The sequence below is a fragment of the Tenacibaculum profundi genome (genome assembly GCF_057162725.1).
In genome coordinates, this window is sequence record NZ_CM169894.1 from 1,491,655 (window position 1) to 1,505,205 (window position 13,551).

At 29.5% G+C, this 13,551-nt stretch carries 14 protein-coding genes; 4 read left to right on the forward strand and 10 right to left on the reverse strand.

The genetic code is table 11. The features are described from left to right. The first annotated feature begins 27 nt into the window (after positions 1-27). Positions 28-1,419, forward strand: coding sequence for a TolC family protein (locus tag AC2GW8_RS06055; RefSeq protein WP_440881875.1), 1,392 nt, complete (start codon positions 28-30; stop codon positions 1,417-1,419). A 547-nt stretch (positions 1,420-1,966) separates the two neighbouring features. Here the strand turns inward: AC2GW8_RS06055 and AC2GW8_RS06060 are convergent. The 6 genes from AC2GW8_RS06060 to AC2GW8_RS06085 all read right to left on the reverse strand — a co-directional run bounded on the left by AC2GW8_RS06060 (position 1,967) and on the right by AC2GW8_RS06085 (position 5,864). Further along, positions 1,967-2,251, reverse strand: a complete 285-nt coding sequence (locus AC2GW8_RS06060) for a hypothetical protein (RefSeq protein WP_440881876.1) — start codon at positions 2,249-2,251, stop codon at positions 1,967-1,969. A 1-nt stretch (position 2,252) separates the two neighbouring features. Further along, on the reverse strand, positions 2,253-2,528 hold the full coding sequence (locus AC2GW8_RS06065; RefSeq protein WP_440881877.1) for an ATP-dependent Clp protease adaptor ClpS: 276 nt from the start codon (positions 2,526-2,528) through the stop codon (positions 2,253-2,255). Positions 2,529-2,534: 6 nt separating this feature from the next. Continuing rightward, complete coding sequence (gene prmA / locus AC2GW8_RS06070; protein WP_440881878.1) at positions 2,535-3,368, reverse strand: 50S ribosomal protein L11 methyltransferase; 834 nt, start codon at positions 3,366-3,368, stop codon at positions 2,535-2,537. Positions 3,369-3,374: 6 nt separating this feature from the next. Next, a complete protein-coding gene (tpiA, locus tag AC2GW8_RS06075; RefSeq protein WP_440881879.1) occupies positions 3,375-4,133 on the reverse strand; it encodes a triose-phosphate isomerase in 759 nt (252 codons plus the stop codon). Positions 4,134-4,265: 132 nt separating this feature from the next. After that, positions 4,266-4,742, reverse strand: a complete 477-nt coding sequence (locus AC2GW8_RS06080) for a thioredoxin family protein (RefSeq protein WP_440881880.1) — start codon at positions 4,740-4,742, stop codon at positions 4,266-4,268. Between the two features lie 45 nt (positions 4,743-4,787). Then, complete coding sequence (locus AC2GW8_RS06085; RefSeq protein ID WP_440881881.1) at positions 4,788-5,864, reverse strand: ABC transporter permease; 1,077 nt, start codon at positions 5,862-5,864, stop codon at positions 4,788-4,790. 63 nt (positions 5,865-5,927) lie between these two features. Here AC2GW8_RS06085 and pyrF point away from each other — a divergent pair, with 63 nt between their 5' ends. After that, complete coding sequence (pyrF, locus tag AC2GW8_RS06090; protein ID WP_440881882.1) at positions 5,928-6,743, forward strand: orotidine-5'-phosphate decarboxylase; 816 nt, start codon at positions 5,928-5,930, stop codon at positions 6,741-6,743. A gap of 157 nt (positions 6,744-6,900) precedes the next feature. Then, positions 6,901-7,698, forward strand: a complete 798-nt coding sequence (locus tag AC2GW8_RS06095; RefSeq protein WP_440881883.1) for an ABC transporter substrate-binding protein — start codon at positions 6,901-6,903, stop codon at positions 7,696-7,698. On the opposite strand, the gene AC2GW8_RS06100 is transcribed toward AC2GW8_RS06095, so the two are convergent. The 4 genes from AC2GW8_RS06100 to AC2GW8_RS06115 form a co-directional block, all read right to left on the reverse strand. Further along, positions 7,681-7,878, reverse strand: coding sequence for a Lacal_2735 family protein (locus tag AC2GW8_RS06100; protein ID WP_440881884.1), 198 nt, complete (start codon positions 7,876-7,878; stop codon positions 7,681-7,683). The two genes, AC2GW8_RS06095 and AC2GW8_RS06100, sit on opposite strands and share 18 nt — an antisense overlap. A 117-nt stretch (positions 7,879-7,995) precedes the next feature. Next, complete coding sequence (locus tag AC2GW8_RS06105) at positions 7,996-8,697, reverse strand: DUF4197 domain-containing protein (RefSeq protein WP_440881885.1); 702 nt, start codon at positions 8,695-8,697, stop codon at positions 7,996-7,998. A gap of 32 nt (positions 8,698-8,729) precedes the next feature. Beyond that, positions 8,730-8,900 carry a C1orf53 family protein gene (locus AC2GW8_RS06110; protein ID WP_440881886.1) on the reverse strand — a complete coding sequence of 57 codons (171 nt, stop codon included), beginning with the start codon at positions 8,898-8,900 and terminating at the stop codon, positions 8,730-8,732. A 178-nt stretch (positions 8,901-9,078) separates the two neighbouring features. Continuing rightward, a complete protein-coding gene (locus tag AC2GW8_RS06115) occupies positions 9,079-10,431 on the reverse strand; it encodes a UDP-N-acetylmuramate--L-alanine ligase (RefSeq protein ID WP_440881887.1) in 1,353 nt (450 codons plus the stop codon). A gap of 285 nt (positions 10,432-10,716) precedes the next feature. Between AC2GW8_RS06115 and AC2GW8_RS06120 the strand changes: the two genes are divergently transcribed. Further along, a complete protein-coding gene (locus AC2GW8_RS06120) occupies positions 10,717-13,551 on the forward strand; it encodes a T9SS type B sorting domain-containing protein (protein ID WP_440881888.1) in 2,835 nt (944 codons plus the stop codon).

Here is a 13,551-nt window from a genome sequence, read left to right on the forward strand (position 1 = left end):
CCCTCTAGAACATAAACTTGTAAATTAATGAAAAAGCTTTTATTCTTTTTTTACCTTATAAGTCTCTCTCTTTTTTCCCAAAAAAATTCAGACATGCTATCCTTAGAAGAATACTTAGGATATGTAAAAAAATTTCATCCAATTGTAAAGCAAGCTAAATTAATCTCCTCTGAAGGTGAAGTCAAATTAATGAAAGCTCGTGGCGGTTTTGACCCTAAAATTGAAATTGATTTTGATAAAAAATTATTCAAACAAACTAGATACTATAATAAACTAAGTAATACTTTTAAAATTCCTACATGGTATGGAGTCGAAATTAAGGCTAATTATGAAACAAATGATGGAATATACTTAAATCCAGAACTAAAAACGCCTAAAGAAGGACTTTTAAGTGCTGGTGTGTCCATGTCTCTTATGAGAGGGCTTCTCATAAATGATAGAATGGCCGCTTTGAAAAAAGCAAAATTATTTAATTTACAAACTAAACAAGAGCAAAAAATTTTAATAAATAAAATTATTTACGAAGCTACAAAAACGTATTTTAAATGGTTAAAATCTTATCGTTCGAAAGAAATCTATCTAAACTATCTATCAAATGCTCAAACAAGATTACTAAATATCAAAAAAAGCTTTGAATCTGGAGATAAACCAGCCATTGACACACTAGAGGCTAGTATTAATTTAAAAAACAGAAAATTAGACCTTGAAAAAGCAAAAATTAATTACATTAAAATAAAATTAGAAACGAGTAATTTTTTATGGACTGTCGGGAATACACCTCTTGAACTAAAAGAAGAAATATACCCCGACAACAAAACTATTAAAATTATCGATCAAGTATTAAACTCATCAATTAAAAATGCTAATCAATTTAATATAGAATATCACCCCAAACTAATTAAACTCGAACTAAAAAAGAAAAGTATGATCGTTGAAAAAAAATTAAGATTAAACAATTTGCTTCCTAAACTTGATATTCAATACAACTTTCTTTCATCTAAATACAGAAGTATAAACTCATTTAACACGTCTAATTATAAAGGTGGCATTAAAATGAATTTCCCCTTGTTTTTAAGAAAAGAGCGAGGAGAATTAAAATTAATAAAACTTAAAATCAAGGAACTAAATTTTGATATTGCTACGAATAAAGTCAATTTAAAAAACAAAATAAATGCTACAGTAAAACAAATAGAGTCATATGAGCAACAGTATATTATACTAAATGAACTTATTACTGACTACGAAAGTTTAGTAAAAAGTGAAGAGCGTAAATTTAGCCTAGGAGAAGGTTCTCTCTTTTTAGTTAACTACAGAGAAGTAAAACTAATAGAAAATCAATTAAAATTTATTGATACAGAGTATAAATATCTTCTTTCAAAATCAGAATTATTAAGAACTCTAAATAAATACTCAATATAGAATTTATATCATTTCACGATTTAAAATTATTGCAAAATAAATGATCGTTCAAGCATCTTTCTAAATTAAATATAAGGTGTTTTCTTGTTATAATATTGCTTATTAGCAATATTGTGTAATACACACAAAAACTAATTTTAGTTTTTAATTATTCTATAAAGTAAAATTTACAAGTTTCTAAATAAAAAAGGCTTCTTTTGACTACTTTACTTTCTGAACTAATTAAAAAGACCTTGAATAAACATTCAAGGCCTTTTCGTCTAACCAAACTTAGTATAAAAACTAACTACTACTATTGTATATATTTTTAAAAAAATTGCTTTTATTCTAACATGAGTATCATTTGATGATTCGTTTTTAAATCGAATCCTTTGGTAATGAAATCCATAACGCTAAAATAGGAATTTCTTATTTAGTGAAAACAAACTATTACTAATTATTTCTGTTTTTTTTTTAATTTATAGTTTTCACTATGTTTTTTTATTAATTATTACATTTATTTGACACAAAATTATTTATTTAGTCACAAAAAAAAATATTTTTTTTCTTAATACATATATTTTTTTATAATTATTCTATGCTCTGGTATAGATTTATCATAATTTTCAACTAATAATTCTAATATTTCAGGCTTCTCAGCTCCTATACTTTTCTTTGATTTATATTTTGAAACATATAAATTATATACTTCCCTTTCTACTATTTTTTTTTTCTCAAAAATTAAGAAATATTGTTCGTTTAATTCAGTATAGCTTATTGAAGATTCTAAAAATGTTTCTGATTTATCCTCAAAAAAACTGGAAAACTCATAATATTTAAAAACATTCTCCATTTTAAACTATTTCAGCAGAAAGCCCTAAGTCTAATAACTTAGAACACTTTGACTTCAACTCTTTATATTCTCCTGTTTTAACAGTACATTTTCCTTTATAATGAACAAGTATTGTACATTGTTCCGCCTGTTCAAGTGTATGATCACAAACACTAATCAAACTATCAATTACAAAATCAAATGTGTTAATATCGTCATTATATAAAATAATTTCATATTTATTATCCTCCTGCATAAGAAGATCTAATTCTTCTTGAATTTTTTCAACTGTACTCATCTTATACTATTTTTTATAATGTAAGGCAACCCAATTATTTCTTTCTATTTGTTTGATCAAAGATAAATTTCTTTTTGTAAGTTCACCATCTAGGATTGATACATCTTCTTTGTAAAACCCACTCAATAATATATTTCCTTCATCATTCAAACACTGTAAGTAAATACCTATATCATTTAATAAAATATTTCTATTAATGTTAGCTATAATTAGATCGTATTTTTTTTCTTTAATTAGATTTGAATCTCCTTCAAAAACTGAAATATTTTTACAGTTATTTCGTTCAACGTTTTCTAAAGAATTTAAGTAACACCAAGAATCTATATCAATAGCGTCAATTGGTTTTGCCCCTCTCATTTCAGCAAATATCGCTAAAATTCCTGTACCACACCCCATATCTAACACTTTTTTATTGGTAACATCCTGTTTTAACAGGTGTTGAAGCATCATATATGTTGTTTCATGATGACCTGTTCCAAAGCTCATTTTAGGCTCTATAACTATATCAAATTCGCAATTTAAACTATCATGAAAAGGAGCTCTTATGCTTATTTTGTCTTCTACAATAATAGGACTAAAGTTTTTCTCCCACTCTTCATTCCAATTCGTTTGCTTTATTTTCTGGAAAGAATACTCTATTTTGAATTCTCCTGAGTTTAAAATATAGATATCATTAAGTATATTTTCTTGCCAATGATTCTGTTGGATGTAAGCAATACATCCATTTTCATTCTCAACAAAGCTCTCAAAACCAACAGCACCTAGTTCTGCTATTAAAATTTCAGTACCAGGATCTTTGGGCACTATTTTAAAGTTATATTCTGTATAAACGTTGTCCATTTTAGTTTAAATAGATTCAATTATTTTTAAAAAATCACTTGAATTCAATGACGCTCCTCCAATTAATCCCCCATCAACATCAGGTTTTGAAAAAATTTCTTTTGCATTTGAGGGTTTAACACTACCTCCATACAATATCGAAATATTATCAGACAGTTTTTCGTTGTAATTTTTCTTTAATAGATTCCTTATATACAAATGCATTTCTTGAGCTTGTTCTGGCGTTGCTGTTTCTCCTGTACCAATTGCCCAAACAGGTTCGTACGCTAAAATAATACTAGCAAAAACCTCTTCTGGTAAGTGAAACAGACTGCTTTTTAACTGTTCCTCTATTACTTGAAATTGTTTTCCTAACGTTCTATCTTCTAGTGACTCTCCAAAACAAAATATGACTTCCATTTTATTAGCTAACGCTCCATCAATCTTCTTAGCTAGTAACTCATTCGACTCTGCATAGATACTTCTTCGTTCAGAATGTCCAACTATAACAGATTTAACACCTATTCCCGATAACATGTTTGCTGATACCTCTCCTGTAAAAGCCCCACTATTTAATTCATGCACGTTCTGAGCGGCCACTTCGATAATCGACTCTTCTGTAACTTTTACAACAGAAAGTAGATTCACAAAACTCGGTGCAACAATAATCCTTGTATTGTTTATCTTTTCTAACAATACTCCTTCCTTAATTCCCTTGATTAATTCCTTAGCCTCACTAAGATTTTTATTCATTTTCCAGTTACCTGCAATAATGTTTTTTCTCACTATTATAAGTTTTATTGTTATTGAAGTTTGTTATTAAGCAAAAGTACATCATTTTTTTTAGGTATTTTCTAAAACGTTTTCTCTATAAATAATGAAAGAAATGTATAAGTAAAGTATCATATAAAATCAATATTATTTTAATTTCCGTTTTAACCTTGAAAGATTTGAAGATTTAAAGATTAAAATATCATCCTCTTCATCTAAAATCAAAAATCTGGGAACTTTTTTAAGCTTTAAGAAATTTCCTAAAGCTCCCTTATCTTTACTTGACAGATAATAATGCTTTCCTTTAATAGGTATATTTTTTAATTCTCTTTTCCAGTCATGATAAGAATGATCAACAGACAATGAAATATAATTAAAATTGTTGCTTTCTGATTGTAATTTAACCACGTCTTCCCGGCTTTTTTGACTAAAAGGACAGTAGCTTGCATATATATGAATTAATGTTTTCTTTTGATTTTCAGCTTCCTTTAAGACTTCAGAGAATTGGATTGATTCACGTTTCACATCTACTAATTTCTCATTTAATGAGAGATTATTGAATTTAATGGGGTGAAATACACCACAACTAGTTAGTAATAGAAATAAAAATAATAAACTTTTCATTTTTAAAAATTAACATCAATAAATAAACGTAAAAAAATAAATATATTATCTAAAATTAACTCTTGGGTCTAGCCATTTATAAATAACATCAACAAATATGTTAATAATTACAAAAAATAAGGCTATTGTAAGCACGCTTCCCATTATAACGGGAAGATCTAAAGTATTTAAAGAATTTACAATTTCCTTTCCTAAGCCGTTCCAATTAAAAATATATTCTACAAATACAGCTCCTGCTAGCATTGAAGCAAACCATCCAGAAATTGCAGTTATTACAGGATTTAAAGAATTTTTTAAAGCGTGACTCTTAATTATTTTAAATTCAGAAAGTCCTTTTGCTCTCGCTGTTCTTATGTAATCTTCGTTTAGAACCTCTAATAATGAATTTCTCATCAGTTGAATGATAACAGCCAAAGGTCTTATTCCCAACACAAAAGACGGTAATATTAAATTACGCCAATTAATGTAAACATTTTCTCCAAAATCATCAACTTCATAAAGACTTCCAGTCATTTTTAAACCAGTTAAGTCATGTAAAACAAAGCCAAAAACCCAAGCAACTAAAATTGCTGAGAAAAAAGATGGAACACTCATACCAAGAGTACTTAAAACTGCGACTAATTTATCATAAATTGAATCTTTAAAAATTGCACATAGAATCCCCAAAAATATTCCGATAATTATTGCTATGGTTATTGCTGAAAAAGCCAGCACAAAAGTATTAGGTAGTGTTTCCTCAAGAACCTCTGAGACATTTTTACCATTTTTTTGAAAAGATTGTCTCAAGTACGGTGCTTTCAAAACAACTTTTATCTCTCCAAAATTTATAACAAAAAAAGAATTATACTTTTTTGGATCTAAAAAAAAATAGCTACTATCTGAAGCACTATGAACAGATAAAGGAGAAATATCATTTATGTAATAAACATATTGTTTAAGAAAAGGCTGATCAAACCCATACTTTTTTCGAATATTTTTCAATTGCTCAGTATTCTCACGTTGATCTAACATCATTCGTGCAGGATCTCCTGGAAGGATATGAAAAAGAAAAAAAATAACAGTAGCTACTCCAAAAAGAGTAAGAATACCATAAAATAACTTACTAATTATATATTGAAACATTAAAAACAAATATAAAATAAACTCTCAAATTTGATTATTTTTGTCTAACTTTTATTAAAACTTATGACAACGCAACAACTTGTAGCTGAAATTAAAAGAAAAAAAACTTTTTTGTGTATAGGGCTGGATGTAGATTTAAGTAGAATCCCACCACACCTTCTTAATGAAGAAGATCCAATATTTGCTTTTAATAAAGAAATTATAGATGCAACTAATGAATTGTGTGTAGCTTACAAACCTAATACTGCATTCTATGAAGCCTATGGATTGAAAGGGTGGAACGCTCTTGAAAAGACAATAAAATATCTTAACGATAAATATCCTACTATTTTCACTATTGCCGATGCTAAAAGAGGTGATATTGGTAATACCTCAGCAATGTATGCCAAAGCTTTTTTTGAAGACCTCGCATTTGATAGTATTACTGTAGCTCCCTATATGGGTAAAGACTCGATAGAACCATTTCTTAATTTTAAGAAGAAACATACGATACTATTAGCCTTGACCTCAAATGAGGGTGCTTTTGATTTTCAAACGAAAAAAATTGATACTAAAGAATTATACAAACAAGTATTAGAAACATCAAAAAGCTGGGAAAATTCTCAAAATCTTATGTATGTAGTTGGCGCTACAAAAACTGAATATATAAAAGAAATAAGAAAGATAATACCTGATAATTTTTTATTAGTTCCTGGTGTTGGAGCTCAAGGAGGAAACTTAAAAGAAGTTTGTAAGTTTGGACTCAATGAACAAATTGGATTATTAATCAACTCTTCAAGAGATGTTATATATGCTGGTCATAATATTGATTTTGCAAAAAAAGCCAGAGACAAAGCCAAACTTCTGCAACAACAAATGGAACTCTTTTTATCGATATAGTATTAGTTTACTTTTTTACTAATTTTTACTCATGGCACCTATCTCGCTTACAGATATTTGAAATATGACACACTTCCTAAAAGCATCTCGGGTTTATTCTATTTAGAAAAGAAAATATTAAACTTAATCTTTAAATAACTTAATAAAAAAGATAAAAGTGATAAAAATAATAGATCAAATTGGTCAAAATATTACTATTTCAAAGCCCATAAGAAGAATAATTTCATTAGTCCCAAGTCAAACAGAGTTACTTATTGATCTTGGCTTAGAGAATTTTTTAGTTGGAGTGACTAAATTTTGTGTACATCCAGAACATATAAAAAAAACAGTCGCTGTCGTTGGGGGTACAAAAAATATAAAGTTAGAGAAAATCAAATCATTAAACCCAGATATAATTATCTGTAATAAAGAAGAAAACACTGAAGAAATTGTTAAATTATGCAATTATATTACCACCACACATGTTTCAAACATCTATTCATTAAATGACCTCAAAAACTTAATTAATCAATATGGTAAAATATTTGCTTGCGACATAGCTAGCCGTAAAATAATTAACAGACTAAATACTAAAATAGAAACGTTTAAAAAGTTTATATCAGGGGTACCTCAAAAAAAAGTAATTTACTTCATATGGCGGGATCCATGGATGGTTGCTGGAAATGACAACTTCATTAATCATTTATTAGACCTAAATAATTTTCAAAATATATTTGCACACATATCAAGATATCCCCAAATAAATTTGAAAGAAATAAGTGAACAACAAGAGTCTCCTGATCTTATTTTACTGTCTTCAGAGCCCTATCCGTTTAGAAACAAACATATATTTGAAATAAGAGAACATTTTAAAAATGTAAGAGTCGTTTTTGTTGACGGAGAAATGTTTTCTTGGTATGGCAGTAGAGTTCTTAAAGCTTTCGATTATTTTAAAGAACTACATAGCCGAATTTGAAAGTTCCTTGTTAAGGTATTTGATTTTATTCAATTTATCTAAAATTTTCATTGCTTTAAATGCAGAACGATCACTCTTGCATTCATCAACATACCGATAATCATTTGATCTCTCAATAAGCCTATCATAACGCTCTTCGAGATACTCTTTGTAACATTGTATTTGGTTTATTCGTAACATTTTTATACTATCATTTACTCAAATATAAGCAATGATTTAATTAATGAAATATTATTTCTAAGTTATTTTAATTTGAAATAATGTTCAAGATTACTTTTTAGTTACTCAAAATAATTGTTAATCTTGCAAAGCAAATACTTTTTTTAAAAGTGTTGTATTTCTTAAACCGACTTTTTCTCGTATGCCTTTCTCTTCAACGGCAATCATAGTATAAACTCCATTCAATGCCTGTTTTGTTACATAATCTGTTAAATCAGGATTTACCTTATCTACAAAAGGGATGCTATTATATTTTAAAATTAAATTTTTCCATATCTTATCAGCACCAACGTTTATAAATGATTTTTTTATCACTGGATGAAACTCAACATATAGCTTTTCATTTGTCTTGCCCTCTAAATACCTAGTTGCTGCATTTTGATTACCTAAGAGTATGTTTTTTGCATCCATAAAAGTTATATTTTTGATAGCATCAACAAAAATAGGTGTTGCTTTTTTCACTGCCTCTTCAGCTGTTCTATTCATGGCTCTTATCCCTTTATCTGCCAAGTTCCCAAGTCCTATCTTTCTTAAACCTCTGTCTACATCATTTAATTCTTTAGGTAACAATATTTTAACCAAACTATTCCCATAAAAACCATCAATAGCAGTTAATTTACTCACTTGATTTCTTATCCCATTATCTAAAGCCTGACGCAACCCTTCACCTATTTGTTCCTGAGACAACAACTCCTTAACCGGGATCTGATTGACAACTTTTTGTAACTCATGACATCCTAAAAATTGAAACATAACAAGTAATACAATTATTTTTTTCATGTGCATCCTATTTGATAATCTTTTATTTATTATTATTTTCTTAAAAAAGAATCTGTTTTTTTATCATAACCATACGGACAGTGCTTACAACCACTTTTGCAACAATATCCTCTTTTCAAATGAAATTTCTTCGTAAAAACCCTATAACCCTGACTGTTAAAATAATAATCTTCTTCCTCTAGTGTTATTCTTTTATTATACATAAAACAAAAATAATATCTATTTTATAAAAATATTAAATAACGTATACATTTTTATACCAATCAATAAGTTACATGATTTGATTATAAATATTTTCACTTCTCTAAAAATTATATATTAAGCCATCATAGTCAAAAAACTAAATTAAAAAAAGAAATAACGAATACTATATTATGAAGTCTAAACTAAAACTTTAAGCTCTTCTAGATTTAGTCCTCCATAGTTTCCTGAGCTCATTAACAATAAAACCCTATCTTCCAGCGATGTACTAAACAAGAAGCTTTTAAACTCTTTAGGATTGGTAAAAACTCTAAGATTTTTGATATTAAAAGATTTTTTTATTTGCTCTACAGAAACTTCTTCCAACCTTTTAATTTTAACGGCTTCTGGAGAATAAAATACAACCGCTTCATCTACTTCATCTAAGGCTCCTTGATACTCTTTTAAAAATTCTTTGTTTAAACTACTGTAAGTATGAAGTTCCAGACATGCAAGTATTGACTTTGACTTGTATTGATTTTTCACAGCCAACGTTGTTGCTTTTACCTTACTCGGACTATGAGCAAAATCTTTAAAAATCAAAGTTTTTCTGCTTTCTGCTAACTTTTCCAATCTTTTATTAGCTCCCTTAAAACTTTCTATAGCTTCATAAAAATCATCTTCATCAATTCCCATATGCTGACAAATCCATTTTGCTCCTGCTAAATTTTGCAGATTATGTTCTCCAAAAACTTGCAACGGCATAGGACCATCAGAAGTATCAATATAAGTTACTCCATCAACGATTGAATAATCTGGCGTACTGTAGGGGTATCTTTTAATCGAATTCTGGGAAGTTTCTACTACTTTAACCACATTATCATCTTCTTCATTATAAACCATTATACCTCCATTAGTTAAAGACTCTGTAAAAATAGCAAACTGTTCTCTATAATTTTCAAAGGTTGGAAATACATTTATATGATCCCATGCAATACCGCTTAGTAAAGCTATGTTCGGTTTATAGAGATGAAATTTGGGCCTCATATCAATTGGAGAACTTAAATATTCATCTCCTTCTAAAACTATAAAATCGTTAGAATCTGTTAAATGAACCATGTTTTCAAAGCCTTCTATTTGAGCTCCTACCATATAATCTGTGTCTACCTCATGGTACTTCAAAACATGCAGTATCATGGACGTTATCGTTGTTTTTCCGTGAGAACCTCCAATAACTACGCGAGTTTTCATTCGTGAATGCTCATAAAGGAACTCTGGATAAGAATATATTTTAAGTCCCAAGTCTTTAGCCCTTAATAGTTCTGGATTGTCACTTTTTGCATGCATTCCCAATATTACGATATCTAAATCTGTAGTAACATTACCTTCAAACCAACCAAACTTTTTAGGTAAAAGGCCAAATGTTTTCAATCGAGAACTTGACGGCTCATGAATAATATCATCACTTCCTGTGATCTCGTACCCTTTTTTATGCAATGCTATTGCTAGATTATGCATTGCGCTTCCTCCAATGGCTATAAAATGTATTCTCATTCCACTTTATTTTGGGTAAATATACTGAAGAAAAAGGCGACAAGATGATTTATTTAAATTCTTTGCTTAAAAAAAAACCATAAAAAAACAATTAAATAACTGCAAAACAACCACTTAAATACAATAAAAAATTGTATTTTAGTTACAATTTTTAAATGTTTTTTTTGTTATTTGTAAAGGATTTAATTAAAATCCACTCATCTTTAAGATTATTAAGACATGATATACCCGGTTAAGAAAAACGAATATGTCTCTTTCATTTTTCTAATCTTTTTTCATCTCCCTTTGCTTGTTCAATCTCAATGTACAGGAAGCGATGGATTTATAACTATTTGTGAGAAAGATAATGATCCCAACAATCAAACATTCAATCTTTTTGATCACCTCAATGGATCACCTGAACTAGGCGGTACTTGGATATCTGTAAATCCAGTTATAAAGAATGCCCTTTCAAGCGATACTGGTATTTTAAATCTCTGGTCAATAAATCAATTTGGTACTTATGAATTCACTTATTCACATCCAAACTGTATCGAAAAGGCGAGTGTTACTGTGTCATTAGGCGGATATCCTGGCGAAGATAATGTAGCTGGTGGAGCTAACGCTTGTAGTGATGATAGCGCTGTCGATTTATTTATTTTTCTTGACAACAAACTAACAAGCTTAACTGCTGACATTAATGGTACTTGGGGAGCTAGAGACTCAAGTGTTGCTATGTTTGTTAACGAAAAATTCTTTAATGCTTCTGCTGCAGGACCTGGAACTTATACACTCACATACACTGTGGGTTCTGTCGATACATGTTCGGAAAGATCCGCCGATGTAATACTTGAAGTTCATAGAGCACCTAACCCTGGTAATCCGGAGAATTTAACCATATGTTCAACCGAAGACTTTTCCGCTTATCGAGAGGTTGATTTACTAGATTATTTAAGTGGAGAGGACTCAAATGGAATTTGGGAAGATGTTAGCTCAGTAGGGCAAATTACTTCTTTCGATGACTCCATTATTAACATAGAAGAAATTTTCAATAGTTTTGGCTCCGGTGAATATATTTTTGAATATACAGTATTTCCTACTCACGGTAATTGTTCCGAAAGAAAAAGTTCAGTTGTTGTTCAAATCCCTGATATATCTGCCAATTTTTTTGTAGATAATCAATGCCTTGATGAATCTTTAAATTTTGAAATTCAACATCAAAGACCTGGTTCTATTTTTATCACTTATAACTTAGAATATGAAATTCTCGACTCAAATAACTCTGTCGTATTTTCAGATATTATCAATAATATAGAAATGGCTGACTCAAAAGGTGTTACAATTAACCATGAAGTATCACTTCCTAACAACACCCTAGCTCCTGGAAATTACACCATAAGAACAAAAGAAATTACAAATATCAGAGGTATAAGCTGCGATAATCTGATAGCCACAGAAGATATTTTTACAATCTTTCATCCAAGTATTGAAATTCCAGACATCTGTTATATGAATAATATAATAGAAGCGAAAATAACTAATCTGACAGATAACAATGGATTCTTATCAAATGATACGCTGTTAGTAAATTATATCATTACTGACATGACAACCAATCAAGAGTCTGTTGTTTCAAATCAAAGTGTAAATTTTAATAACGGTGAGGGTATTCTTGATCTTGATATGTCTAGCTTTCCAAAAACAAGCAATAATTATAAGATTGAATTTACTGCTACTCCCGAAAATGGTACTGGTTGTATAGATCAAAACTTCATCGTTAGAAGAGTTCCTGACGATATTGTACTTGATCTTAATATCGATAATTCTTGTGACGCTTCTGATATCGGAGTTTCAATTGATGCTCCACTTCTTAGCAATGGTAATTATAAAATATCCTATAATATTAGAAACTTAACAACAAATCAAATTGTATTTGATAATACAAATGACATTGCAGGGGGATTATCTGAATTTAACCTAAGTTTAGGACACTTAGAAGATGGCTCTTACGAAATCATTTTGCAAAGTACTCAAAATGACGTGACCCCTTGTAGAGAAAAAACAGAATTTGAAACAAGAAAAAACTTTTCAATAGGCGGAAATCCTGAAAAACCTGTACTCGAAGTAAATCAGTCTTTCTGTTTACCTGATTATGCTCCTAATTTACCTACCATTGCAGATTTAGTAGTTACCCAGGGAACGAATTTAGAATGGTATGAAAGCGAAACTTCTGACGTACCTTTAGGCAGTGGAATAAATTTAGAAGACGGAGTAACCTATTATGTAAGCTCAAAGAATACTGATAATAATTGCAGGAGTTCAGAACGATCAAAGGTAACTGTTGCTCTTATAAATCCTCAGGAAGTTAGAAGTGATAATACACGACCTATTTTCTGTGATAAAGACATACCAACCATAGCTGATTTAGAGGTTATTTCAGTTAATCCGGAAAATGTAGTTTGGTATGATAGCATTCAAGGAGGCAACCAACTAGCTGATACTACAGTTTTGGTGAACGAAGCCTCTTACTTCGCTGTTGAAAATATTAATGGTTGTGAAAACGCTAATCGACTAGAAGTTACTCCAACTGTATTAACCCCTCCCACACCTAATTATACTGGTGAAACAGCGCTTTGTGCTCTTGACAATATTACATTAATGGATATTGAAAATAATATTACTGGCAATACAGATCATGAACTTGTATGGTATACTTCACCCGATGAGGAAACTACTTTGGATAATTCAGTTTTAATTAAAGAAAGCATTACTTATTACGTTGCTAATGTTAACATTACTTATAACTGTGAAAGCAATAGAATTCCGCTCACTTTTTCATTAGAAAACTGTTCTGCAGAGGAGCACTACTTTTTTATCCCCGATGGCTTTTCTCCAAATAATGATGGCGTTAATGAAAATTATTTCATACCTAATATTAATTACTTCTACCCAAATTATACATTTGAAATTTATAACAGGTATGGTCAAATTTTATTTCAAGGAAACAAAAGTTCACCAAAATGGGATGGTAAAAACTCAACAACACAACAAAACGCTACTAGTGGAGTATATTACTATATTTTAAGATATAACAAAGATAATAAACCGGAGAAGCAAGGAAAAATATATTTAAGTAAGTAG

Excerpts from the sequence above, each read along its gene's own strand:
- AC2GW8_RS06110 (WP_440881886.1), bottom strand. The coding sequence starts at position 8,900 with ATGTATAATAAAAGAATAACACTAGAGGAAGAAGATTATTATTTTAAC.
- AC2GW8_RS06065 (WP_440881877.1), bottom strand. The coding sequence starts at position 2,528 with ATGAGTACAGTTGAAAAAATTCAAGAAGAATTAGATCTTCTTATGCAG.
- AC2GW8_RS06105 (WP_440881885.1), bottom strand. The coding sequence starts at position 8,697 with ATGAAAAAAATAATTGTATTACTTGTTATGTTTCAATTTTTAGGATGT.
- prmA (WP_440881878.1), bottom strand. The coding sequence starts at position 3,368 with ATGGACAACGTTTATACAGAATATAACTTTAAAATAGTGCCCAAAGAT.
- AC2GW8_RS06085 (WP_440881881.1), bottom strand. The coding sequence starts at position 5,864 with ATGTTTCAATATATAATTAGTAAGTTATTTTATGGTATTCTTACTCTT.
- AC2GW8_RS06115 (WP_440881887.1), bottom strand. The coding sequence starts at position 10,431 with ATGAGAATACATTTTATAGCCATTGGAGGAAGCGCAATGCATAATCTA.
- AC2GW8_RS06080 (WP_440881880.1), bottom strand. The coding sequence starts at position 4,742 with ATGAAAAGTTTATTATTTTTATTTCTATTACTAACTAGTTGTGGTGTA.
- AC2GW8_RS06100 (WP_440881884.1), bottom strand. The coding sequence starts at position 7,878 with ATGTTACGAATAAACCAAATACAATGTTACAAAGAGTATCTCGAAGAG.
- AC2GW8_RS06055 (WP_440881875.1), top strand. The coding sequence starts at position 28 with ATGAAAAAGCTTTTATTCTTTTTTTACCTTATAAGTCTCTCTCTTTTT.
- pyrF (WP_440881882.1), top strand. The coding sequence starts at position 5,928 with ATGACAACGCAACAACTTGTAGCTGAAATTAAAAGAAAAAAAACTTTT.
- AC2GW8_RS06060 (WP_440881876.1), bottom strand. The coding sequence starts at position 2,251 with ATGGAGAATGTTTTTAAATATTATGAGTTTTCCAGTTTTTTTGAGGAT.